The organism is Mesorhizobium sp. M0276 (assembly GCF_040321755.1).
In the GTDB taxonomy this organism is placed as follows: Bacteria; Pseudomonadota; Alphaproteobacteria; order Rhizobiales; family Rhizobiaceae; genus Mesorhizobium.
In genome coordinates, this window is sequence record NZ_JAMYSC010000006.1 from 50376 (window position 1) to 71671 (window position 21296).

At 61.3% G+C, this 21296-nt stretch carries 21 protein-coding genes; 6 read left to right on the plus strand and 15 right to left on the minus strand.

Features of this window, described 5'->3' with window-relative positions; genetic code table 11:
• The first annotated feature begins 1 nt into the window (after nt 1).
• Together NKJ01_RS06830 and NKJ01_RS06835 are read left to right on the plus strand one after the other, a co-directional pair.
• Nucleotides 2–937 (plus strand): dimethyl sulfoxide reductase anchor subunit family protein, encoded by a 936-nt coding sequence (locus NKJ01_RS06830; protein ID WP_352726997.1) that lies wholly within the window; start codon nt 2–4, stop codon nt 935–937.
• 117 nt (nt 938–1054) lie between these two features.
• Nucleotides 1055–1828, plus strand: coding sequence for a tetratricopeptide repeat protein (locus NKJ01_RS06835; RefSeq protein WP_352726999.1), 774 nt, complete (start codon nt 1055–1057; stop codon nt 1826–1828).
• Nucleotides 1829–1853: 25 nt separating this feature from the next.
• Here the strand turns inward: NKJ01_RS06835 and pdeM are convergent, their stop codons facing one another.
• The 5 genes from pdeM to NKJ01_RS06860 all read right to left on the minus strand — a co-directional run bounded on the left by pdeM (nt 1854) and on the right by NKJ01_RS06860 (nt 7877).
• Nucleotides 1854–2570 carry a ligase-associated DNA damage response endonuclease PdeM gene (gene pdeM, locus NKJ01_RS06840; RefSeq protein ID WP_352727001.1) on the minus strand — a complete coding sequence of 239 codons (717 nt, stop codon included), beginning with the start codon at nt 2568–2570 and terminating at the stop codon, nt 1854–1856.
• Nucleotides 2567–5116 carry a ligase-associated DNA damage response DEXH box helicase gene (locus NKJ01_RS06845; protein ID WP_352727003.1) on the minus strand — a complete coding sequence of 850 codons (2550 nt, stop codon included), beginning with the start codon at nt 5114–5116 and terminating at the stop codon, nt 2567–2569. The genes pdeM and NKJ01_RS06845 overlap by 4 nt, the downstream gene beginning before the upstream one ends.
• 67 nt (nt 5117–5183) lie before the next feature.
• Nucleotides 5184–6077 carry a C40 family peptidase gene (locus NKJ01_RS06850; protein ID WP_352727005.1) on the minus strand — a complete coding sequence of 298 codons (894 nt, stop codon included), beginning with the start codon at nt 6075–6077 and terminating at the stop codon, nt 5184–5186.
• Nucleotides 6061–6411: a MarR family winged helix-turn-helix transcriptional regulator gene (locus tag NKJ01_RS06855; RefSeq protein WP_023758079.1), complete on the minus strand. Its 351-nt coding sequence runs from the start codon at nt 6409–6411 to the stop codon at nt 6061–6063. The genes NKJ01_RS06850 and NKJ01_RS06855 overlap by 17 nt, the downstream gene beginning before the upstream one ends.
• A gap of 101 nt (nt 6412–6512) precedes the next feature.
• Complete coding sequence (locus NKJ01_RS06860) at nt 6513–7877, minus strand: leucyl aminopeptidase family protein (protein ID WP_352727006.1); 1365 nt, start codon at nt 7875–7877, stop codon at nt 6513–6515.
• 129 nt (nt 7878–8006) lie between these two features.
• On the opposite strand from NKJ01_RS06860, the gene NKJ01_RS06865 reads away from it, so the two are divergent.
• Complete coding sequence (locus NKJ01_RS06865; RefSeq protein WP_352727007.1) at nt 8007–8828, plus strand: tetratricopeptide repeat protein; 822 nt, start codon at nt 8007–8009, stop codon at nt 8826–8828.
• Nucleotides 8829–8917: 89 nt separating this feature from the next.
• On the opposite strand, the gene NKJ01_RS06870 is transcribed toward NKJ01_RS06865, so the two are convergent.
• The 9 genes from NKJ01_RS06870 to NKJ01_RS06910 all read right to left on the minus strand — a co-directional run bounded on the left by NKJ01_RS06870 (nt 8918) and on the right by NKJ01_RS06910 (nt 18017).
• Nucleotides 8918–9937 carry a type II secretion system F family protein gene (locus NKJ01_RS06870; RefSeq protein WP_352727009.1) on the minus strand — a complete coding sequence of 340 codons (1020 nt, stop codon included), beginning with the start codon at nt 9935–9937 and terminating at the stop codon, nt 8918–8920.
• A gap of 9 nt (nt 9938–9946) precedes the next feature.
• Nucleotides 9947–10960: a type II secretion system F family protein gene (locus tag NKJ01_RS06875; RefSeq protein WP_352727011.1), complete on the minus strand. Its 1014-nt coding sequence runs from the start codon at nt 10958–10960 to the stop codon at nt 9947–9949.
• 29 nt (nt 10961–10989) lie between these two features.
• On the minus strand, nt 10990–12492 hold the full coding sequence (locus NKJ01_RS06880) for a TadA family conjugal transfer-associated ATPase (RefSeq protein ID WP_352727012.1): 1503 nt from the start codon (nt 12490–12492) through the stop codon (nt 10990–10992).
• Between the two features lie 29 nt (nt 12493–12521).
• Nucleotides 12522–13811, minus strand: a complete 1290-nt coding sequence (locus NKJ01_RS06885) for a CpaE/TadZ family protein (protein ID WP_352727014.1) — start codon at nt 13809–13811, stop codon at nt 12522–12524.
• Nucleotides 13812–13849: 38 nt separating this feature from the next.
• On the minus strand, nt 13850–14587 hold the full coding sequence (locus tag NKJ01_RS06890) for a CpaD family pilus assembly protein (RefSeq protein WP_352727016.1): 738 nt from the start codon (nt 14585–14587) through the stop codon (nt 13850–13852).
• Between the two features lie 14 nt (nt 14588–14601).
• Nucleotides 14602–16122: a type II and III secretion system protein family protein gene (locus tag NKJ01_RS06895; protein ID WP_352601394.1), complete on the minus strand. Its 1521-nt coding sequence runs from the start codon at nt 16120–16122 to the stop codon at nt 14602–14604.
• Nucleotides 16119–16931, minus strand: coding sequence for a Flp pilus assembly protein CpaB (gene cpaB, locus NKJ01_RS06900; protein ID WP_023758088.1), 813 nt, complete (start codon nt 16929–16931; stop codon nt 16119–16121). Before cpaB ends, NKJ01_RS06895 begins: the two co-directional genes overlap by 4 nt.
• A 211-nt stretch (nt 16932–17142) precedes the next feature.
• On the minus strand, nt 17143–17661 hold the full coding sequence (locus NKJ01_RS06905) for an A24 family peptidase (protein WP_352727018.1): 519 nt from the start codon (nt 17659–17661) through the stop codon (nt 17143–17145).
• Between the two features lie 173 nt (nt 17662–17834).
• Nucleotides 17835–18017, minus strand: coding sequence for a Flp family type IVb pilin (locus NKJ01_RS06910; protein WP_352601400.1), 183 nt, complete (start codon nt 18015–18017; stop codon nt 17835–17837).
• 334 nt (nt 18018–18351) lie between these two features.
• On the opposite strand from NKJ01_RS06910, the gene NKJ01_RS06915 reads away from it, so the two are divergent.
• The 3 genes from NKJ01_RS06915 to NKJ01_RS06925 all read left to right on the plus strand — a co-directional run bounded on the left by NKJ01_RS06915 (nt 18352) and on the right by NKJ01_RS06925 (nt 20158).
• A complete protein-coding gene (locus NKJ01_RS06915) occupies nt 18352–18774 on the plus strand; it encodes a pilus assembly protein N-terminal domain-containing protein (RefSeq protein ID WP_352601402.1) in 423 nt (140 codons plus the stop codon).
• 138 nt (nt 18775–18912) lie between these two features.
• On the plus strand, nt 18913–19494 hold the full coding sequence (locus NKJ01_RS06920) for a TadE/TadG family type IV pilus assembly protein (RefSeq protein WP_352727020.1): 582 nt from the start codon (nt 18913–18915) through the stop codon (nt 19492–19494).
• Between the two features lie 46 nt (nt 19495–19540).
• The gene (locus NKJ01_RS06925) at nt 19541–20158 is read left to right on the plus strand and encodes a TadE/TadG family type IV pilus assembly protein (protein ID WP_352727141.1); all 618 of its coding nucleotides are present in this window, start codon (nt 19541–19543) and stop codon (nt 20156–20158) included.
• Nucleotides 20159–20257: 99 nt separating this feature from the next.
• On the opposite strand, the gene NKJ01_RS06930 is transcribed toward NKJ01_RS06925, so the two are convergent.
• Nucleotides 20258–21178 carry a phosphate/phosphite/phosphonate ABC transporter substrate-binding protein gene (locus tag NKJ01_RS06930; RefSeq protein WP_352727022.1) on the minus strand — a complete coding sequence of 307 codons (921 nt, stop codon included), beginning with the start codon at nt 21176–21178 and terminating at the stop codon, nt 20258–20260.
• Between the last annotated feature and the right edge of the window lie 118 nt (nt 21179–21296).

Sequence of the window (21296 nt, forward strand, 5' to 3'; positions counted from 1 at the left end):
CATGCATCCAGCCTTCTCCGTCGTCTTCTTCACCACCGCCACGGGCGCCGGCTATGGGCTGCTCGCGCTGCTGGGCGTGCTCGGAGGATTCCAGATCATCCCTCCCGATTTCTGGCTGGGCTTCATCGGCCTTGGGCTGGCACTCGGCCTGATCGCGGCCGGCCTGTTATCGTCGACCGGCCACCTCGGCAGACCCGAACGCGCCTGGCGGGCATTCTCGCAGTGGCGGAGTTCATGGCTATCGCGCGAAGGTGTTGCCTCGGTCATCACCTTCATCCCGGCGGGACTGTTCGGCATCGGTTGGGTATTTTTTGGCCGCACCAGTGGCTGGGTGGCCATTGCTGGACTGCTGGCCGCCTGCGGCGCGATCGTCACCGTCTGCACCACGGGCATGATCTATTCGTCGCTGAAGCCGATCGCCCAATGGCACAGCCGGTTCACGCTGCCGGCCTATCTCATCTTCTCGGCGATGACCGGCAGCATGCTGCTGAACGCGCTGCTACAGGGATTTGCTCTCGGCTCGAAAGCGATCCTGGTGGCTTCCATGCTGCTGACCCTGCTCGGCTGGGGCTGGAAGCTGGCGACCTGGCGCCACAATGACCGGCTGGAAATCTCGACCACCGCCAACACCGCGACGGGACTGGCCGGCGGCACGGTACGGTCGCTGGAATGGCCGCATACCGAGGAAAACTACCTGCTCAAGGAAATGGGTTTTCGCATCGCACGCAAACACAGCGCGCGTCTGCGCCAGATCGCACAGGGTCTGGCCTTTGCCTTACCCGTCCTGCTGCTCGCGGCTACTTTCGCCCTGCCCTGGCCCTTCGCAGCGGCGATGTCGGTGCTCGCCGTGATCGTGCAGTTCGCCGGCATGCTGGTCGAACGCTGGCTGTTCTTCGCCGAAGCGAAGCACACCGTCACGCTCTACTACGGCAGGTAGGGAACGCCAACATGCCATCGCAATTGCTGAATGTCAGTTAGTGTTGTCGTAAGTTGTGGCTCGGAAGAATGTGTCGTAGTTCTTGGAACGGCATCTTCCGGATTGGCATAACAGGCGATGATCCTCACTCCCTTCAATTTAGCGTCGTATCTCGCACGAGGGGTTTGCGTTGCGGGTATTTTGGTTTTTGCTTCCCACGATTCAATAGCAGGCGCGCTCGAAGCCGACGCCGCCTTTGAAGCGAAGAATTATACAGAAGCGTACAAAGAATGGACGGCCCTCGCCCTAGAGGGCGATATCACTGCGCAGTTTAATGTCGGATTTCTGTATTCCAGGGGGCTTGGTGTACCTCTGGATTATTCCAAGGCTGCCGAATGGTGGGGTAAGGCGGCGGATCAGGATATGGCAGTGGCCGAGTTGAATCTTGGTCTTTTGTATTCTTGGGGAAAAGGCGTTCAGCAAGACGATGCGAAAGCGGTGGAACTTTGGCGCGGTGCCGCTGTTCAAGGTTTGGCCGAGGCTCAGCAATATCTGGGATACATGTATTTTCTTGGCAAAGGAGTACCCCAAAGCGGTGCCGATGGGGTTCTTTGGTCGACCAAAGCAGCGGAACAAGGCAACGTTGACGCGCAGGTAAACTTGGCCGCCGCCTACCTGACCGGCGAGGCCGTGGATAAAAACGACAAGCTGGCCTTTTATTGGTACGAGAAGGCCGCACAGCAAAATAACGGCAAAGCGCAGTTCAACTTGGGCGTGATGTACTTGAAAGGCGTTGGTGTCGAGAAGAATATCGAGCTTGCTGTCCAATGGCTGAAACGCTCCGCAGCGCAAGGGCATAATGGTGCGGAAGAGGCGCTCGACCGCATACAGGCAGCATTGAAGAAAACTTGAATTCCATCAAGACTAAGCGGCGACCTCAGCCCGGTCGCAGCATCGAGCGGGAGATCGCGAAGATGCGGTCCGCGCCAAGCATATAGGCCATCAGGGTGTCCAAGCGGAACAGCCCGGCATAGGCGCGGTCGAGCACGTTGAGCGAACCGGTATAGGCGCCGAAGGCCGGCATGATCATGCGGCCGCCATCGCCGGCAAAGCAGCGCCGCCGCACCGAACGGCCGCGTTGGACGATGCGGGCGCATGGATGCAGATGTCCCGCTATTTCACCCTCGACGCGTACCTTCGACGGCTCATGGCGGAACAGCAGCGAGCCGATGGCGAGTTCACGCACCGTTTCGCCCGGCAGGTCGGCGGGTGCTTCCGGATCGTGATTGCCAGCGACCCAGAACCAGTCGCGGCCTGCCATCAACGCTTCCAGCCGCGCGCGAAAACTTGCATGCATGCGCTCGGCGCCGCCGCCGTCATGGAAGCTGTCGCCCAGGCTGATGACGATGGATGGCTGGTAGTCAGCGATCACGGCCTGCAGTCTCAGCAAGGTTGCACCGGTGTCGTAAGGCGGAATCAGCGTGCCGCGCCTTGCCAGCGACGAACCCTTTTCCAGATGCAGGTCGGACACGGCCAGAAGCCTGAACTCGGGAAAATAGAGCACACCGCGCGGGTCGCAGACGGCGCGCTCGCCGGCGATGCCGACAAGGTCGGCCTCGCCGATCAGCGATGTGCGCGCCAGCGAAAAATTCATTCCTCGACCATCCCCGGCCCCATTGCCTCCTCGACCAATGTCGCCGCATCCATAAGCAGCGTTTCATCAGCCTCGCCGTTCACCGGCATCTTGCCGATCTCAAGCATGATCGGCACGGCAAGCGGCGAAATCTGTTCAAGCGCCTTATGCACGATTCGACCCTGGATGCGCGAGAGCATGTCGGCAAGTCTGCTGACATCGAGCAGACCGGTCGCCGCATCCGCACGTGTCGCCTGCAGCAGGATGTGGTCCGGCTCATGGCTGCGCAGCACATCGTAAATGAGGTCAGTCGACACGGTGACCTGGCGGCCGCTCTTTTCCTGGCCCGGATGGCGTTTTTCGATCAATCCCGAAATCAGCGCGCAGTTGCGGAAGGTGCGCTTGAGAAGCCAGCTGTCGGCCAGCCAGGCTTCGAGGTCGTCGCCAAGCATGTCCTGGTCGAAAATTGCACTGAGCGAAGGCTTCCGAGCTTTGAACATCGTGCCCATGTCGCCCAGTGACCATATCGCCAGTGCATAGTCGGTGGCGACAAAGCCGAGCGGCCTGGCTCCCGTCCTGTCGAGGCGGCGGGTGAGCAGCATGCCGAGCGTCTGGTGCGCTAGCCTGCCCTCGAACGGGTAGGCCACGAGATAATGGCGATTGCCTCGTGGAAAGGTCTCGATCAGCAGGTCATCGCGTTTGGGCAGCACCGATTTGTCGGCCTGGAACCGCAGCCAGTCGGCGACCTGCTCGGGCAGCTTCTTCCAGCGCTGCGGGTCGTCCAGCATGATGCGGACCTGTTCGGCGAGATAGGTCGAAAGCGGGAACTTGCCGCCGCCATAATAGGGCACCTTGGCATCGCTGCCCGGCGCGTTCGACACGAAGCATTCATTCTCGCGAATGCCTTCGAAGCGCAGCACCTTGCCGGCAAACATGAACGTGTCGCCATGCGTCAGCGTTTCGAGGAAGGCTTCCTCGATCTTGCCGAGAACCCGGCCGCCGCGCGAAGCCGCGCCTTTGCTGCCGGCCTTGATGTAACGCACGTTGAGGGCCGGCACCTCGATGATGGTGCCGACATTCAGCCTGTATTGCTGGGCAACGCGCGGATTGGACACGCGCCACAACCCATCCTTGTTCAGCCGGATGCGGGCATAGCGCTCATAATTCTTCAGCGCATAGCCGCCGGTGGCGACGAAATCTACGACACGATCGAATGTCGACCGATCGAGGCTGACATAGGGCGCGGCTGTTCGCACTTCCTCGAACAGATCATCGGCACGGAATGGCGCGCCGCAGGCGCAGCCCAGCACATGCTGGGCCAGCACATCGAGGCCGCCATCGATCAGCGGCGGCGTGTCCTGCGCGCCGAGATAATTGGCATCGAGGGCGGCCCGGCACTCCAGCACCTCGAAACGATTGGCCGGGATCAGGATCGCCTTGGACGGCTCGTCCATGCGGTGGTTGGCACGGCCGATGCGCTGCGCCAGCCGGCTCGCCCCTTTCGGCGCGCCGACATGCACGACCAGGTCGACATCGCCCCAATCGATGCCGAGATCGAGCGTCGAGGTGGCGACGATGGCACGCAGCGCATTCTCGCCCATCGCCTTCTCGACGCGCCGGCGCTGGGCAACGTCGAGTGAGCCGTGATGCAACCCGATCGGCAAGGTATCCTCATTGACCCGCCACAATTCCTGGAACAGCAGCTCCGCCTGGCTGCGGGTGTTGACGAACAACAGGGTCGTCTTGTGGCGCTTGATCTCGTGGTAAATCTCCGGCGTGGCGTAGCGCGCCGAATGCCCCGCCCACGGCACGCGCTCTTCCGAATCGAGGATGGAGATCTCCGGCTTCGCACCGCCCGTAACGACGATCAATTCGGCCATCCCCGGGCTTGTCGACTCTTTGGGTGGATTCTGGCTGACCAGCCAGCGCCGCAACTCGTCTGGCTCGGCCACCGTCGCCGATAGCCCGATCGTCTGCAGGCCAGGGACAAAGCTGCGCAACCGCGCCAGCCCGAGCGCCAGCAGATGTCCGCGTTTCGACGTCACCAGTGAATGCAATTCGTCGAGCACGACGTAGCGCAGGTCCTCGAAAAAGCGTTTCGCATCACTGGCTGCAATCAGCAGCGCCAGCTGCTCGGGCGTGGTCAACAGGATGTCGGGGGGCACCAGCTTCTGGCGCTGGCGCTTGTGCCCGGGGGTGTCGCCGGTGCGCGTCTCGATGGTGACGGGCAGCCCGATCTCCTCCACCGGCTTGCCGAGGTTGCGCTCGATATCGACGGCAAGCGCCTTCAGTGGCGAGATATAGAGCGTGTGGATGCCGCGATGCGCCTGGCCCGGCTTTCGCCTTGGCCGGTTCGCAAGTTCAGTCAGCGAGGGCAGGAACCCAGCCAGCGTCTTGCCGGCGCCAGTCGGGGCGATCAGCAGGACCGACTGTCCGGCCTGGGCCTTCGACAGAAGTTCAATCTGATGGGCGCGCGGCGACCAACCTTTCTCGCCAAACCATCGGATGAATGGTTCTGGCAGGACTACGGAGGCATTCTGTTCGGCAAGGCGCGGTTGCTCTGTCACGTGCCAGAGTTAGCGCGACGGCAATCAATCGCCAAGAAGAATCGGAACAAAAGGGGATCGTTCTTTGCTACGGCCGCCGAAACCCCGTCGGGCCGCCATAGAGGTAGCCGATGCGGGCGACGGCATCCTTCAGTCCCTCGCGCGACACCAGCATGGTGTTGCCGTTGGCGTGGATCATGGTGTCGGCATCGGTCATAACGGCGACATGGCCCTTCCAAAACACCAGGTCGCCCCGCCGCAACCCTGAGAAAGCGGGCCCCGGTTCCAGCGGCTCGCCGAGCGTCGTCGCCTGCATGTCGGTATCGCGCAGCACGTTCCTGCCGGCCATGCGCATCGCCAGTTGCACCAGGCCCGAACAATCGATGCCGAAGCCGGAAGCCCCGCCCCACAAATAGGGTGTGCCGAGAAACATCTCAGCCACCGAAACGTAATCGGTGGCCACTTCACCGAGAGGCCGCAGATGACCTGCTATCAACGCTTCGCCGGAGGGCAGAACGGCATAGTGGGTGCCGCGTGTCTCGGCCGCATCCGTCACTGTCACCGTCGATCCCATCGACAATTGTCCTGAGATCGGAAACCGCAAATCGGGTCCAGGATAGAGAAAAGTGCGTGGTGCCGAGACGATGTGCGTGGGCGCATGTTCCCGCCCGCCCAGCATGGTATCGGCGACATAGCCGACATAGCCGTCACGTTCCGCCTGGACCCAGGCCCAGCCCTCAGCGACCTCGAAGACCAGGACATCGTCGCCGAACAGGGCTTGCGTGTTGACGCCGGCATCCGGCCGCGGCGCCTTGCGGATATCGGCCACGGCTGCAGTGATCCGCGCCGGCCGACCGGCAACGAAGCGGTCTGCGGCGACTTCGCCCTTCAGCCGTGCATCGGCGAGGTCGGAACGGAAAGCGTGAAGGCGGGCATCCCTGGCAGTCAAATCGGCAACTCTGAAATTAGATGGGTAACTCATGGGCCTTGGCGATGATATCATCGCCGAAGCGCTCAACAAAGAGAGCGCCCTCGACCGTGCGTCTGATCAGCACATTTCGCTTGTCGAGTTCGTCGCGATGGCGCGATACCAGTTTCAATGCGCCCATCGTGTCAAGCGCGCGCGTAATCACCGGCTTGGTGACGTTGAGGCGGGCAGCTAGCCCACGCACGGTATGTGGCGGCGGGTCGAGATAGATTGTGAACAGGATCGCGGTCTGGCGCATGGTCAGATCGGGTGCATCGTTGCGCACTTGCGACAGCATCACTTGCTGCCACAGTCGCAAGGCCTGGCTCGGGCGCATCGCAATCGACATCGCGCCAGCATGACGGCAAATTGTTTCGGTTCCGTTTCAGTTTCCAACCTGCTGAATCAGGATTTTGGCAGAAAGCCGGTTCCGACTTTTCGGGACCGTCGTTAGCCAAGACGTTTCGCGATGATCCACTCCAGAGCTCGGATGCCTTGTGCCTCGCCGCCTGCAGGACCATGCGGGCGATCGGCAGGGTTCCAGGCGAAGATGTCGAAATGCGCCCAAGCCACAGTCTTTTCGACAAAGCGCTTCAGGAACAGTGCCGCCGTGATCGAGCCGGCAAAACCGTCCGTGGTGACATTGTTGATGTCGGCGATCTTCGACGCCAGTTTTGAATCGTAAGGCCGCCACAATGGCATCCGCCACAGCGGATCCTCGACCGCAACGGAAGCCGCCGCGAGGTCGAATGCCAGGGTTTCGTCGCCGGTGTAGAATGGTGGCAGGTCGGGACCGAGCGCGACCCGGGCAGCCCCAGTCAGCGTCGCCATGTCGACCAGAAGCTGCGGCTCCTCCTCGTCGGCCAGCGCCAGCGCATCGGCGAGCACCAGCCGCCCCTCGGCGTCCGTGTTGCCGATCTCGACTGACATGCCCTTGCGGCTCGACAGCACGTCGCCGGGCCGGAACGCGTTGCCGGCAATCGAATTCTCGACCGCGGGAATGAGCACGCGCAGCCGCACATCCAGCCCGGCAGCCATGATCATCGATGCCAGGCCAAGCACGTTGGCGGCACCGCCCATATCCTTCTTCATCAAAAGCATGCCGGACGACGGCTTGATGTCTAGACCGCCAGTGTCGAAACAGACACCCTTGCCGACCAGCGTCACCTTCGGCGCGCCTTGCTGCCCCCAACGCATGTCGATCAGGCGCGGCGCGGCGGTCGACGCGCGGCCGACGGCGTGGATCATCGGGAAATTCTGATCGAGGAGCTCGTCGCCCTTGACCACCGAGACTTCGGCCTTGTGCCTGTCGGCAAGGGTCCGCACCGCCTTCTCCAGGTCTTCCGGGCCCATATCGCTGGTCGGCGTGTTGACCAGATCGCGGGCCAGGAAAACGCCATCGACAATGCGGCGAGCCCGCGCGGTATCGACACTGGCCGGCAGGCCGAAGCGTAGCGCCCTGCCAGGTTTCTTGCCATAGCGGGTGAAGACATAGCCGCCGAGCATCAGCGCGATTGCCGCGAGTTCCGGCTCGGCCGGCGTCGAGGCGAAATGCCAGTCGCCTTCCGGCAAGGCTCTCGACAATGCGCCGAGGGCGAGCGCGCCTTCGCCATCCCCGGTACCGAAGAGCGCGCCGCCGAGCGCTCCGTTTTCGCCAGGTACGACCAGCGTCCTGCCTGCCTCGCCGGAAAAGCCGTTGGCTCTGGCCCAGGCAACGGCCGCTGGCGCGAGACCGGCTGCGTCCAGACCGTCGCTGGCGACCAGATGGATCGGCAGTGCGCCCGGCAATTTCTTCTCGACGAGTTCGACAGGCATTCGACGGTCTCCATGGTGCGGGCGCCGCGAGTCGGCGTTCTTAACTGTCCGTTAGGGTTAACAGAATATTTCTGCGGGAGGGAAGACGGCCACGCAATGGCCGCGCATGAATGGAGGCTTAGGTAGCCGATGCCGACCAACAGCACGATCAGCGTCAAGGGAAAGCGGCTCATCACCACGGCCCTTGCCTTGGCGCTCGCGGCGGGCGTCGCCGGTTGCGGAACCGACAAGCTCTCCACCGGCTCGATCGGGCGCACCGGAGGCAAACCGCTGGAAACCATGTCGACCGGAGAACTGCACAATGCCACCGGCGCCCTTGGCCAATCCTACGCCAGGAACCCCAACGACAAGCGGATAGCGACGAATTATGCGGCGGCACTGCAGATGGATGGTGACGCCGACCAGTCGCTCGCCGTGATGCGCAAGCTGGCGATCGCTCTGCCGAAGGATCGTGACGTGCTTGCCGCCTATGGCAAGGCGCTGGCGGCCAACGGCCAGTTCGAGGCAGCGCTTGACGCCGTGCGCCGCGCTCAGACACCGGAATATCCCGACTGGAGGCTGGTGTCGGCCGAAGCGGCCATTCTCGACCAGACCGGCCAGAAGGATAATGCGCGCCAGCTTTACCGCAAGGCGCTCGAACTCAAGCCGAACGAGCCTTCGGTGCTCTCCAACCTTGGCATGTCCTATGTGCTGGAAGGGGACCTGCGCACCGCCGAAACCTATATGCGCTCGGCCGCGCAGCAGCCGAATGCGGACAGCCGGGTCCGCCAGAACCTGGCGCTGGTCGTCGGACTGCAAGGCCGTTTCGACGAAGCCGAGAAGATTGCCTCGCAGGAACTCTCGCCTGAGCAGGCGCAGGCCAACGTCGCCTATCTCAGGCAGATGCTGGCACAGCAGAATGCCTGGAGCCAGCTCAAGGATCAGGACAAGTCAAAGTCCGCGACTAACTGAAACAACAATCCGCAAGGAAGTTGAATGAAAAAGGCCGCGCTGCATCCAGCGCGGCTTCTTCACATGTCGTACAGCGATTTGCCGCGCTGCTACTGAGATGCTGCCGGCGCCGGACGATCTCCGAAGATGCCGCGCTGACTGACCTGAATGCCTGCAGGGCCCAGAATGATGGCGAAAAGCACAGGCAGGAAAAACAGGATCATCGGCACGGTGAGCTTTGGCGGCAAGGCGGCGGCCTTCTTCTCGGCCGCATTCATGCGCATGTCGCGACTTTCGGCGGCAAGCACGCGTAGCGCATGCGCCACCGGCGTGCCGTAACGCTCGGCCTGGACGAGTGCCTGCGACACCGACTTGACCGAATCCAGGCCGGTACGGCTTGCCAGGTTCTCGTAGGCCTGCTTGCGCTCCGGCAGATAGGAAAGCTCGGCATTGGTGAGGATGAATTCTTCCGCCAGCGGCACCGATTGCGCGCCGATCTCATCGGCGACCTTGCGCAGCGCTGCTTCCACCGACATGCCCGATTCGACGCAGATCAGCATCAGATCGAGCCCATCCGGCCATGCCATCTGGATTGACTGCTTGCGCTTGGTGGCACGGTTGTTGACATAGACGACCGGTGCGTAGAAGCCGCCATACGCAACGAGGATACAGACGAACAGCCGGATGACCAATGGCTTGTCGGGCAATGCCCCGAGCACGAAGATGTAGATTGTGGCCAGCGCAAAGCCGACAAAAGGAAGTACCAGACGGAAGAAAAGAAACCGCGTCAGCGGATTCTGGCCCCGAAACCCGGCCACTTTAAGTTTCTGTAACGTGCCTTCGTCGGCGAGCGCGCGCCTCAGATCCAGCCGGTCGACAATGTTGCGCATGCCAACAGACTGTTCCTCGCGCAGGCCCTTGCGACGGCGATCCGCCTCGACGGCAAGCCGGGCGCGCTGTTTGGCACGCAATTCGTCGCGTTCCAGCGCAACGGTTTTCATGCGTGACTTGAGCTGGTTTCCGCCAAACGCCGGCAGCAAGGTGAAGAAGGTCGCAAACACCGCTATTCCGACCAGCAGCGCGATCAGGAAGCTTGGATCCGTCAGGGTTTTGACAACTTGCTCGGTCATGCCAGCATCCTAGACTTCGAAGTTCATCATCTTGCGCATCACCAGGATGCCGATCGACATCCAGACCCCAGCGCAACCAAGGATCAGATTTCCGACGCTGGTGGTGAAAAGCGGCATCAGGTAGGCCGGGCTCGACAGGTAGACGAGAAAGGCGACGATGAAGGGCAGCGCACCGATGATCGCGGCGGACGCCTTGGCTTCCATCGACAGCGCCTGCACCTTGGCCTTCATCTTCTTGCGATCGCGAAGCACGCGCGAAAGATTGCCCAGCGCCTCGGAGAGATTGCCACCGGCCTGCGACTGAATCTGGATGACGATGCCGAAGAAACCCGCCTCCGTGCAAGGCATGGTTTCGGGCATGCGCAAGGTTGCGTCGGGGATCGAGAGGCCCATCTGCTGTGAATCGACGATGCGACGAAACTCGGCCTTTACAGGCTCGGGCGATTCGTTGGCGATCAGGCGCACGGCATCGTTCAGCGGCAGGCCGGATTTGACCGCGCGCACGATGATGTCGAGCGCGTTTGGAAATTCGTTGAGGAATGCCTTGACCCGACGCCCGCGACGAAACGAGACGAACCAGCGCGGCAGGCCGAGCGCCCCGGCCAGCAGCACGCCAGGCAAGGCGAGCTTCGGCGCTCCGGCCACAAAGGCGGCCATGGTCAAAACGAGGCCGCATACGGCGGAATATACATAGAAGCGCTCTACCGTGGTCTTCAGGCCGGCCTGGCGGAGTTGGACCTTCAGCGGCGGTTTCTTGACGGCGCTGTCCTTGGTTCTCTGCTTTGCGTCGAGCTCGTTGAGTGAATCCTGAACCGACTTGCGCCGCTTGGTGGCTTCCGCCGCGCGATCACGCGAGGCCTTGACGACCGAGCGATCCGTCTCGGCGGTCCTGATCGTTTCGAGCCGCTTGCCGACCTGTTTCTCGTTGCTGATCCGAGTGAACAGAAATGCATAGGCGACGGCGCCGGCGCTGAAGCCGGCGAGTACGACAAACGCCAGTACTGTGCCGTCAATTCCAAACATTGGCTTGAACCCTTGCGCCCCAATATGCGTCAGTCAGCGCGTTTCTCCATCGCCTCGAGGGCTATGGCGAGGCGCTGCTCCTCGCCATAGTAGCGGGCGCGGTCCCAGAAATGCGGACGACCGATGCCGGTCGATACATGTTCTCCCAGCAGCCTGCCGTTGGCGTCCTCGCCCTTGATATTGTAGAGGACGATGTCCTGCGTAATGATGACATCTCCCTCCATCCCGATCACCTCGGTGATGTGGGTGATGCGGCGCGATCCGTCGCGCAGGCGTGCCGCCTGGATGATCACATCGATGGAGCCGACGACGATTTCGCGCACTGTCTTCTGCGGCAGCGAATAGCCGCCCATGGCGATCATGGATTCGATACGGTTCAGGCATTCGCGCGGGCTGTTCGAGTGGATCGTTCCCATCGAGCCGTCATGGCCGGTATTCATCGCCTGCAGAAGGTCGAACACTTCGGGTCCGCGCACTTCGCCGACGATGATGCGCTCGGGCCGCATGCGCAGGCAGTTCTTGACCAGGTCGCGCATCGTCACTTCACCCTCGCCCTCCAGATTGGGCGGGCGGGTTTCAAGGCGCACGACGTGCGGCTGCTGCAATTGCAGCTCGGCCGAGTCCTCGCAGGTGATGACGCGCTCCTCGCGGTCGATATAGTTGGTCAGGCAGTTTAGCAGCGTCGTCTTGCCCGAGCCGGTACCGCCCGAGATGACGATGTTGCAGCGAACCCGACTGATGATCTTGAGAACTTCGGCGCCCTGCGGTGAGATCGCGCCGAACTTGACCAGTTGATCGAGCGTCAGCTTGTCTTTCTTGAATTTGCGGATGGTGAGCGTGGCACCGTCGATGGAGAGCGGCGGCGCGATGACGTTGACGCGTGAGCCGTCGGGAAGGCGGGCGTCGCAGATCGGGCTGGACTCGTCGACACGACGGCCAACCTGGCTGACGATCCGCTGGCAGATGTTGAGCAGCTGCTGGTTGTCACGGAAGCGAACGCCGGTCTGTTCGACCTTGCCGTTGACTTCGATGTAGACGTTCCTGGAGCCATTGACCATGATATCGGCGATGTCGTCGCGGGCGAGCAGCGGCTCGAGCGGCCCATAGCCGAGCACATCGTTGCAGATGTCCTCGAGCAGTTCCTCCTGCTCGGCGATCGTCATCGCGAAATTCTTGATCGCGATGATGTCGTTGACGATATCGCGGATTTCCTCGCGCGCGCTTTCAGGATCAAGCTTGGAAAGCTGCGACAGGTCGATGGTGTCGATAAGCGCGGAGAAGACCTGGCTCTTGGTGTCGTAATAAGTCTCGCTCTTTTCGCGCTGTGCCCGCTTCGGCTCAGGCGCCAATGGCGGCGCCTCGACCGCACGGCGCGCTGGCGGCGCGACAGGTGCGCTTGGCGCAGCCGCAGGCCTGGCCAGAACCGCCGTGTCCGTGGAACTTGCAGCCGGCGGCGCAACAGGCGCTGGTGCTGGCGGGCGAAATTCCGGCGTGAACCGGTTGCCGTCGTCGCTGCCTCTTTTACCAAACATGATCGACTACCGATTCCACTGCTGAAGCGTCACTTCTTGTTGCGCGAAAGCTTGCCGAGCAAATTGCCAAGCCCGGTCTTCTTCTTGGCCTTGATTTCGCTGCGCCCGGTCAGCACATGCGCCATTTCGTTGATCATTGCGACAACCGGGTTCTTGGCATCCATTTCGCCGAGCATGCGTCCGTTGTTGGCGGCATTGCCGAACAGCAACGGATCAAAACCAATGACCGACATTGCCGACAGGCCGAGCGGCTCGGCGAAATCGGACGGCGAAATCTCCGGGCGCTTCGGGACGCCGGCCTGGTTGATGATCAGCTTCGGCGGCGGATCGTTGGGACGAAGCCGCTTCAGCATGTCGACGAGGTTCTTGGTGTTGCGCAGATTGGCCAGTTCCGGCGTCGCCGTGATGACGATCTCATCGGCCTTGATCAGGGTGTTCTTGGTCCAGCCCGTCCAGACATGGGGAACATCGAGAACCAAAAGCGGCACGCTGCGCTGAGCGGTGTCAACGAGCTGCGTGAAGGCCTCGGGATCGAAATCATAGACTCGATCGAGCGTCGAAGGCGCTGCCAGCAGCGACAAATGCTCGGCGCATTGAGTCAGCAGCCGGTCAAGATAGACTTCATCGATACGCTCCGGCGAAAACACCGCCTCGGCGATGCCTTGCGCCGGATCCTGGTCGAAGTTGATGTTGGCCGTGCCGAAAGCAAGATCGAGATCGGCAACGACCACTTCGGATTTGAACAGGGTCGACATCGCCCAGGCGATATTATGAGCAATCGTCGAGGAGCCGACACCACCCTTGGCGCCAACAAAGGCGATCGAGCGGCCGAGCGGCTCGGCTTCCGGATCGATGAAGATCGACGATATCACGCTGACGATGTCGGCCATCGACACCGGCGCGATCACATATTCGGAAATGCCGTTGCGGATGAGTTCGCGGTAGAGGCCGACATCATTGTAATGACCGATCACCACCACCTTCGAGGTCGGATCGCAATATTCCGAAAGCTGGGCGAGTTGCTCCAGCAATTGCTTCGGTTCGCTGCGCGATTCCAGCAGGATCAGGTTGGGCGTCGGCGCCGATTGGTAGAATTCTATTGCGGTGGGGACGCCGCCCATATGGACCTTGAGATGCGCCTTCGTCATGCGGCGGTCCTCGCCGGCGCGCTCGACCGGATTGGCAACGCCCTCGGTCTCGCAGAATGCCTGGATTGAGATGCGCGGGATCGGCCGCAATGCCTGCATCGCGGCAATGTCCTGCTGCGAGGTATCGCTGCCATCCACCGGGGCATCGTAGGCAAGGTTGCTCATCGTCATGCTCTTTTCCGTGGCCTGTTCAATCCGAGACTGGCGGCTCAGTACGTCACTTCCGAATTGCCGAGGAACTCGTCCGAAATACCTCTTGCACGATAGACATCGATCACCGCGCCGCGATTTTCAGCATCGATTGTGGAGGGCTTGCGCGGGCCGAGCAGATCGGCCGGATTGGCCATCTGGGCGGCAAGATTGTTCTGATAGGAGCAGCCGAAATCGGCATAGTGCTTGTTTTCCGACGTATCGACGAGGTCGTCGGGCCAGCGTCCGCATTTGTCGGTCTGGGCTCTCACCGAGATATAGGAGACGCGAACCGGGGCGGATGTCTCGCTCGATCCGGCCTGATAGGAGACCACGACGATGCGGTTGCGCTTGATGCCGCTGGCGACTGCGAGCCTGGCGAAATCACGGCCGGCCGCCGTCGCGGCAACCTCGTTGGCCGATCCGCTCGGGACCTGGATCGTCAGCGTCGGGGCGGCGCTCTTGTCATAGCCGTCGAGGAAGCCAAGAAGCGTATCGCGCTGCGAGCCGGTCATGCCGCGGTCACCAGCCCCGACAGGCAGGTCGATCTTCTGGTTCTTCTCCGCGATCACGATTGGATGGTTCGTGCGATAGTCATCCGGGATGGCGCCGACCGTGATGCTGTCGCGATGGGCGCAGCCGGCGAGCAGCGCCGCCATTGCAACCGCCACGACCGGAACGGCTCGCCGGCTGACCTGCGAACTGCCAAAGCGCATCCTTGTGGCGATGGTGCTTGCCTTCAATGCTGACTGAGACATGTCCGCTTCCCCGCTTACTTGTAGATGAAGCCGACGACGCCGTGGTAGCGGCCGTTGGGCTTGTCGGTCTGCATGGTGCCGTAGACGCGATTGACGCGGCCGAGGAACATGGCGGCGCCGTCGCTGGCGGCGTTGAAATTGTCGTCTGGCTTGGCAAGGTCGTTGCGTGCGACCGGTTTCACCAGATAGGGCGTGATGATGATGACGAGCTCGGTCTCGTTGCGCACGAAGTCCCTGCTGCGGAAGAGCGCACCGAGCACCGGGATTTTTGTCAGCCCGGGCAAGCCGTTGACGGCTTGCCTGACATCGTCGCGAACCAGGCCGGCGATCATCATGGAGCCACCAGATGGCAGTTCCACCGTGGTGTCGGCGAGACGCTTGCGAAGCGAAAGGGCGTTCATGCCGGCGCTCGTCACGCCTTCGGACAACGATACGGATCCCTCGGTTGTTGGTTCGGAAACGGAGGTTCGGACTTTCAGGCTTATGCGGCCGGGAGACAACACCACCGGCTGGAATTCCAGGCCGATGCCGTACTCGATCTTTTCGACAGTGTAGGTCTTCAACCCAGTCTGGTTGTCGGTGGATACCTTCTGGTCGACGTTTGACACCATGTTGTATTCACCACCGACCTTGAAGGTCGCCTTCTCGCCGGAAACCGCGGTCAGGGTCGGCTCCGCCAAGGTCTTCATGACCCCGGACTGCTCCATGGCGTTGACATAAGCCTGCAGCCCCGACGCGCCGATCTGAAAGCCCGAGTTCGACAGCTGCTTGCCGAGACCCATGAAATTATCGCTGATCGCGCCGTAGCTGATGCCGTTGCTGCCACCGCTGCCGACCATGTTGACGCCGAGCTGCTTCATCACCGAACGGCTGACTTCGGCCACCGTCACCTTCAGCGTGACCTGATCGTCGCCGATGATCTGGAGCAGGTTCACGATCTTGCTGGTGCGGCGCTCCTGGTCCGGATTGTTGATGTCGACACCGCTCTGGGCCGAACCGCCGGCCGCCGTCTGCGAATATTGGCCCGTCGTCGCTTCACCGCCCGAAACGAAGATCGTCGCCAGGTCGACCGCGCGTTTTGCGTCCAGCGGCGTATCGACCGTTCCGGTCAGGACGACGTTGTCATTGAGCAGTTCCACCTTGATGGCCGACGTTGGGAGGAAGCGCCTGATATAATCCTCAAGGCCGGCAACGTCGCGTTCGACGGCCAGATCCAGACTGACGATCTGCTCGCCATTCGGGCCGAAGACAAAGATGTTCGTCTCACCAACCGCCTTGCCGAACAAGTAGATGCGCCTTGCGGTGCGGGTCACCGCATCGGCCACCGCCGGGTTGGCGACGAGAATGTCATAGGCATCGCTCGGCAAATCGATGACCACCGACTTGTTGAGACCGAGCTTGACGCGCTGGGTGGCCGTCGATGCCGTGACCTGAGCGTTTTTTGCCTCGACAATGCTGCCTTGCACATTCGTTCCGACGAGCAGCAGGCCGAATGCCGCGGCTACAATTGCCGGCAGTTTACCACTTAGCCTCATTTCCTTGCCCCTACCTCGGAAACTTCGCCCGACTTGATCAGCCTCACCGTTCCCCTGCGGCCATTGCCGGAAACGAGATAGTCGGCCTCACCCAGATTCTTTTCCTGCGTGTCCGCGACTGCCCGCAGTGCCAGGGTCAAGCGATCGGCCATTTGTTGGGCGACAGTGATGATCTCTGCCTGCTTGGGCGTCAGTTCCAGCGTGGCCGTCTGGCCCACCCTGGTTTTCTTGCCTTCCTCATCCTCCTGAATGGTCTGGTCGATGGCCAGGACGCGGATGTTCTTGAGGATGGTCTCGGTGTTGAAACCGGCGCCAGCGGCGCTGGCATCGGCCCTGCGGGTCATGATGACATCGACGAAATCGTTCGGAAGAATGAAGCCGCCGGCCGACGTGTCGGCCGAGATAGCCGTGGCGACCGCCCGCATGCCGGAAGGCAGGATCGACGACATGAAGCTCTGCCCCTCGCCGATCAGCTTGGAACGCCGCAGAGGCTCTCCGGCATACATCGCCACACGGGCAACGGAACTCTTCAGCTTCTCCAACGCCTCGGGCTCGGCGGCGCGGGTGATGAAATTCGCATTGACGCCGTCGGCGGGCCAGGATTGCCAGGCGATGTTGCTTTCGATCGGGCTGCCCATCGGAACGTCGCCCGAAAGCACAAGCACATCCTGCAGAGCCACCGCAGGGGCCTGAGGGCCGGATTCGACGACGACCTGGGGCGGCGGTGCCACCATGTTTTTCGCGACATAGCCCGCACCACCCGCCGCGGCCACCGCCACGCTCAGAATTATCAATCGCGATGCTGGCATCTGTCCGAACCCTTGCCCTGGCAAACCACGTAGCCAAGCCGGACTTTGCAGCGGCAATCGTCAAAACAAGGTTAATGTAATGCTTACGATCGTGATTAATTTAAGGTTTACATAAATTAGCCGGAACGCGCCCTGACCGGCCAAAATGGCCGGGCCGGCCCTGTTTCGAGCCGGTTGCGGCAATGCAGGCAGATAATAAAAAAGATCGTGCTCAGGCCGCCAGCCTGGTGAGCGCCCATACCATCAAGGGCGAATCCGGATAGGTCAGCAACCCGCCAAGGCCTAGCGCGACGCCGTAGGGAACGCCCTTTGCCTCGTCGGCGAAATGGCGCAGAAACGGATTCTGGCCGGTAACGGTCGCAAGCAACGACTTCCGGTAGATGATGATCGCGAGCGTCAGCAGGCCGCCGATGATTGTCGAGGCCACAAGATACTCGACGAGATTGACGTTGAGACCCATCCACATCGCGGTGGCTGCCAGAAGCTTGGCGTCGCCGCCGCCCATCCCGCCCATCGCAAACAAGCCAAACGTCACTGCAAGGACCAGGGCGCCGGCGGCGAAATGTCCGCCATAGGCCGCCCATTCCATACCCGTCAGAGGCGCAACCAGCGCAAAGACAACGACGAGCAGCACCGGCACGCGATTGGCGATCGTCATCGACAGCATGTCAGAGATCGCGGCAAACAGCATGCAGAACGGAAAAACCACGAAGATCAGGGCTTCAAGCATCGGCGCTATGCCTATTGTCGGCTTTCACGGGGCTTAACCTAGATATGTTCGATTAACGATTGATGAGGGCCGGCCGAAAAAACGAGTGATGTTGGCAGCGGCATGGAAAAAGGGCCGCCAAGCGGCGGCCCTTTTCCAAAACACAATCCAAGTGCGCTCGGCGACAAGGCCGATCAGGCGCCGCCCGGCGCGGAGTTCAGGGTGGTTCCGATGGCGGTGAACTTAGCGTTGAGCGAATTGCCGAGCGCGCCGGCGCCAGTGATGATGGCGAGCGCGATGAGAGCGGCGATCAGACCATATTCGATAGCGGTCGCGCCGGATTCGTCCTTCACAAAACGTGCGATGAGATTAGACATTCGAGAGCTCCTACTCCACGTGTTACAGCACTTCCGTCAACTTCTGTGATGGTCGATCGGATGCTGCCAATCTAGGGAGAAGCTCTTTCGATCGGCTTAATAAACAGCCTTACCGATTCCTTTCCCGGTTCGAACATATTGCGTGGTTAACTTCGGGCTAAAGTGCCGCCGAACCTTCCAGTCCAGGATTTGGCAGCCTTGCGGCCGCACCCGGACCATGCCTCGCGAGCACCCTTGCTGGCCATGACACCGTTGGCAGCACCGCATGCTTAACCGTTGGTTCACCAATCTCGTTCATGTTCCGTTGATCAGTCTGCTTGCGTGGAGCGCCTCAATGGCCCAGCCGAGATCGTCAATCGTGATTGCCGCGCTTCTTGCCGCCACGACCTTCGTCGCGCCAGCCATGGCCGGCGCCGGCATCGAGGTCACGATGAACCAGGCCAAGATCGTCAAACTGTCGCGCCCCGCCGACACAATAGTGGTCGGCAACCCGGCAATCGCCGACGCTTCCGTGCAGGATGCCTCGACGATCGTGCTGACCGGCAAAGGCTTCGGCGTCACCAATCTGGTCGTGCTCGATGCGGATGGCAGCCCAATCGTCGACGAGCAGGTTACCGTCATGCGGCAGGCTGCCTCGTCCGTGCGTATCTATAGGCGCGCCGAAATCCAGACAATGTCCTGCACGCCCTATTGCGAAAGCTCTTACAAGAGCGATGCGGAGAAGTCCTCCGAAGCTGAAATGAGTGTCAGCCACTAGGATGGTGCAGCTGAATGCCGTTCAGGTTATCGCCTGGTTAAGAAGCCAACGCCGACTTTAACGATCATCCAAACCGGAACTCAATCGGTTTGCGCTAATGCTCCCTCCGAGACCGCATAGAGACCGGCAGGATCAGACATGAGCATGGAATTCGGCTCCGCAGGCGAACACAAGGCGAGACGCCCAAGTTTTTTCGGCCGTTTTCTGCGCGACCGGCGCGGCGCCACGGCAATCGAATTCGCAATCCTTTCGGTCCCGTTCGCGCTGCTTGTCTTTGCCATTCTGGAAAGCTGCATCTCGTTCGCCAGCCAGGAAGTGATGGCCAACATCACCGATGATGTCGCGCGCCAATTGCGCACTGGCCAGTTGAAGGCGGCCGACGTCTCCAAAGACAGTTTGACGACCACGATCTGCACAAAACTGGAGATCATGGTCTCGCAGGATTGTCCCAATCAGCTGCAAGTGGATCTTCGCCAATATACGACGTTCGCCGACGCGGCCGCGGCCGGCTTCAAGATCCAGGGCGGCCAAATCATCCTGACGAACGGCACCGCCGAGCCGCCCTTTGCTGTTACGTGGGGGGCGGCGGGGTCGCGGAACATGCTTCGGGTCTTTTACAAATGGCCTATTATGACCGACCTGTTGGCGCAGTCGATGGGCGGCAACAAGACGCTGCATTTCGCATCGGTAACCTGGCAGAACGAGCCGTTCGACAACTGAGTTCGAGGCGGATGCACGAGCAGCAAGAAGAAAAAAGGCAATGGGCATGATGCGTGCGGGGGCACATCTTGGGATTACGGGAATTTGGCGGAAAGCAAGTCGATTCTGGTCCGATCGCCGCGGCATCGCGGCAGTCGAATTCGCCTTGATCATGCCCATTCTGCTGATCATGTATTTCCTGACAATGGAGGCGTCACAGGCCATCGAGACCAGCAAGAAGGTCAGTCGTATCGGCAGCATGGTGGCTGATCTCGTCACCCAGCAGACAAGCGTCCTCAAAGCCGACATCGACGGCATCATGAAGATCGGCTCCGTAACCCTTCAACCCTACAACCGCTCGAACCCGAGCATCACCATAACGGCAATACAGGTCTCGGCCGACGGGACGAGGGCATTGGTGGTATGGTCGCGCAAGTTGGTCGCAGGCGTCGCCGGCCCCGGCGCCGCCGCGACCACGGAGACCACGGTTCCAGCACCGCTCATGGTCGCCAACACCTTCCTCATCCGCGCCGAAAGCAATCTTGGCTACATCCCGGTCATCGCCTGGACGGCGAGCGACCAGCAGAAGCTCGGATTGACCTCGGCTTTCAGCAACATAACGATGGGCGAAACCTATTATCTGCGTCCCCGCAGAAGCGTGGCGGTTACTTGCAGCGACTGTTGAACCATGACGGCCAGGCAGTTTGCAGAACCGCTCCGGCTCTTAATCCACCGCGATTGCAGGTGAGAAGCCGTTACGCAGATTTTCCGTTTTGGAAATGCGCTAGTGCTGCTGACCTCTGCCCGAGACGAAGCGCACGATAGAAGCCGCCATCTCGTAGTCCTTTGGGGCAACGGCAGCGAAGCCACCGGAATGTTTCGGTTCCAGGAGGTGGTAAATGTCCGGAGTCGTCGACTTGAGGTTGGTGAGGAACACGGTGAGCCGTCGCTTGGCTTCAGGGTCGAGATCGCTACGCACCGCGTGGGGACCATATCTCAGCAGGCCAGACGTCCATACGACCCGAAGTTCCGCCGCTGAAAGGCCTGCCGCTTCGAGCCTGGCCTGCGTGCCCGATGCTTCCGGCTGACCGTCCGCCGCAGCCGTCACCCAGCCGAACAGACCATCGGCCGTGCCATCAATCAGCATCGTTTCGGCCGCTGCAGCCGAGTCGGCGCGGACCAGAAACGGTGCATCTTCCGCCAGCTTGTGGCCTTCCGCCGCCAACGCCACCAGTGGCAAAAGAGAACCGCCGACGCTGTCAGAAGGCGCAATGGCGATGCGATGGCTCTCCATCGCCGCCAGATTGGGCAGCTTGCCGTCCCGGGTCAGCAGAACGGAGCGGATACCGGTCGCGCCGTCGGAATCGACCGCAGCCACAAGTGGCTCGATACACAAGCAGCGCTGCGAGGCCGTCGCATAGGCGGTCGCCGAATAGATCGCGTATTCGATGCGGGCATTGGCCTGCGCCTCGATCAGCGCGGCATAGTCGCGGGCAACGACAAACTCGACCTTCATACCCAGGGCCTTGGTGTAGGCGTCGGTCAACACAGCCAGCCCGGGAACGGTATTGCCGGCGCCTGGCTCGGCAACAATGCCGATGCGAAACGTGCCGATATCGTCGCGCCAGTCGGCATGCGCCGGATTGGACCAGAACGTGGCCTGAACCAGCATGAGGGCGGCAGACACCTTCAGCGCAACGCTCATGACAAAACCGCCGTCTGTTTTTCTAGACCCATGCCCATGCTCGTCTCATCGTTGATGACATGCATTCTTTGTATGTGCATGTCGTTTGTATGTGCATGTCGTTGCCCAACCGCTGCGC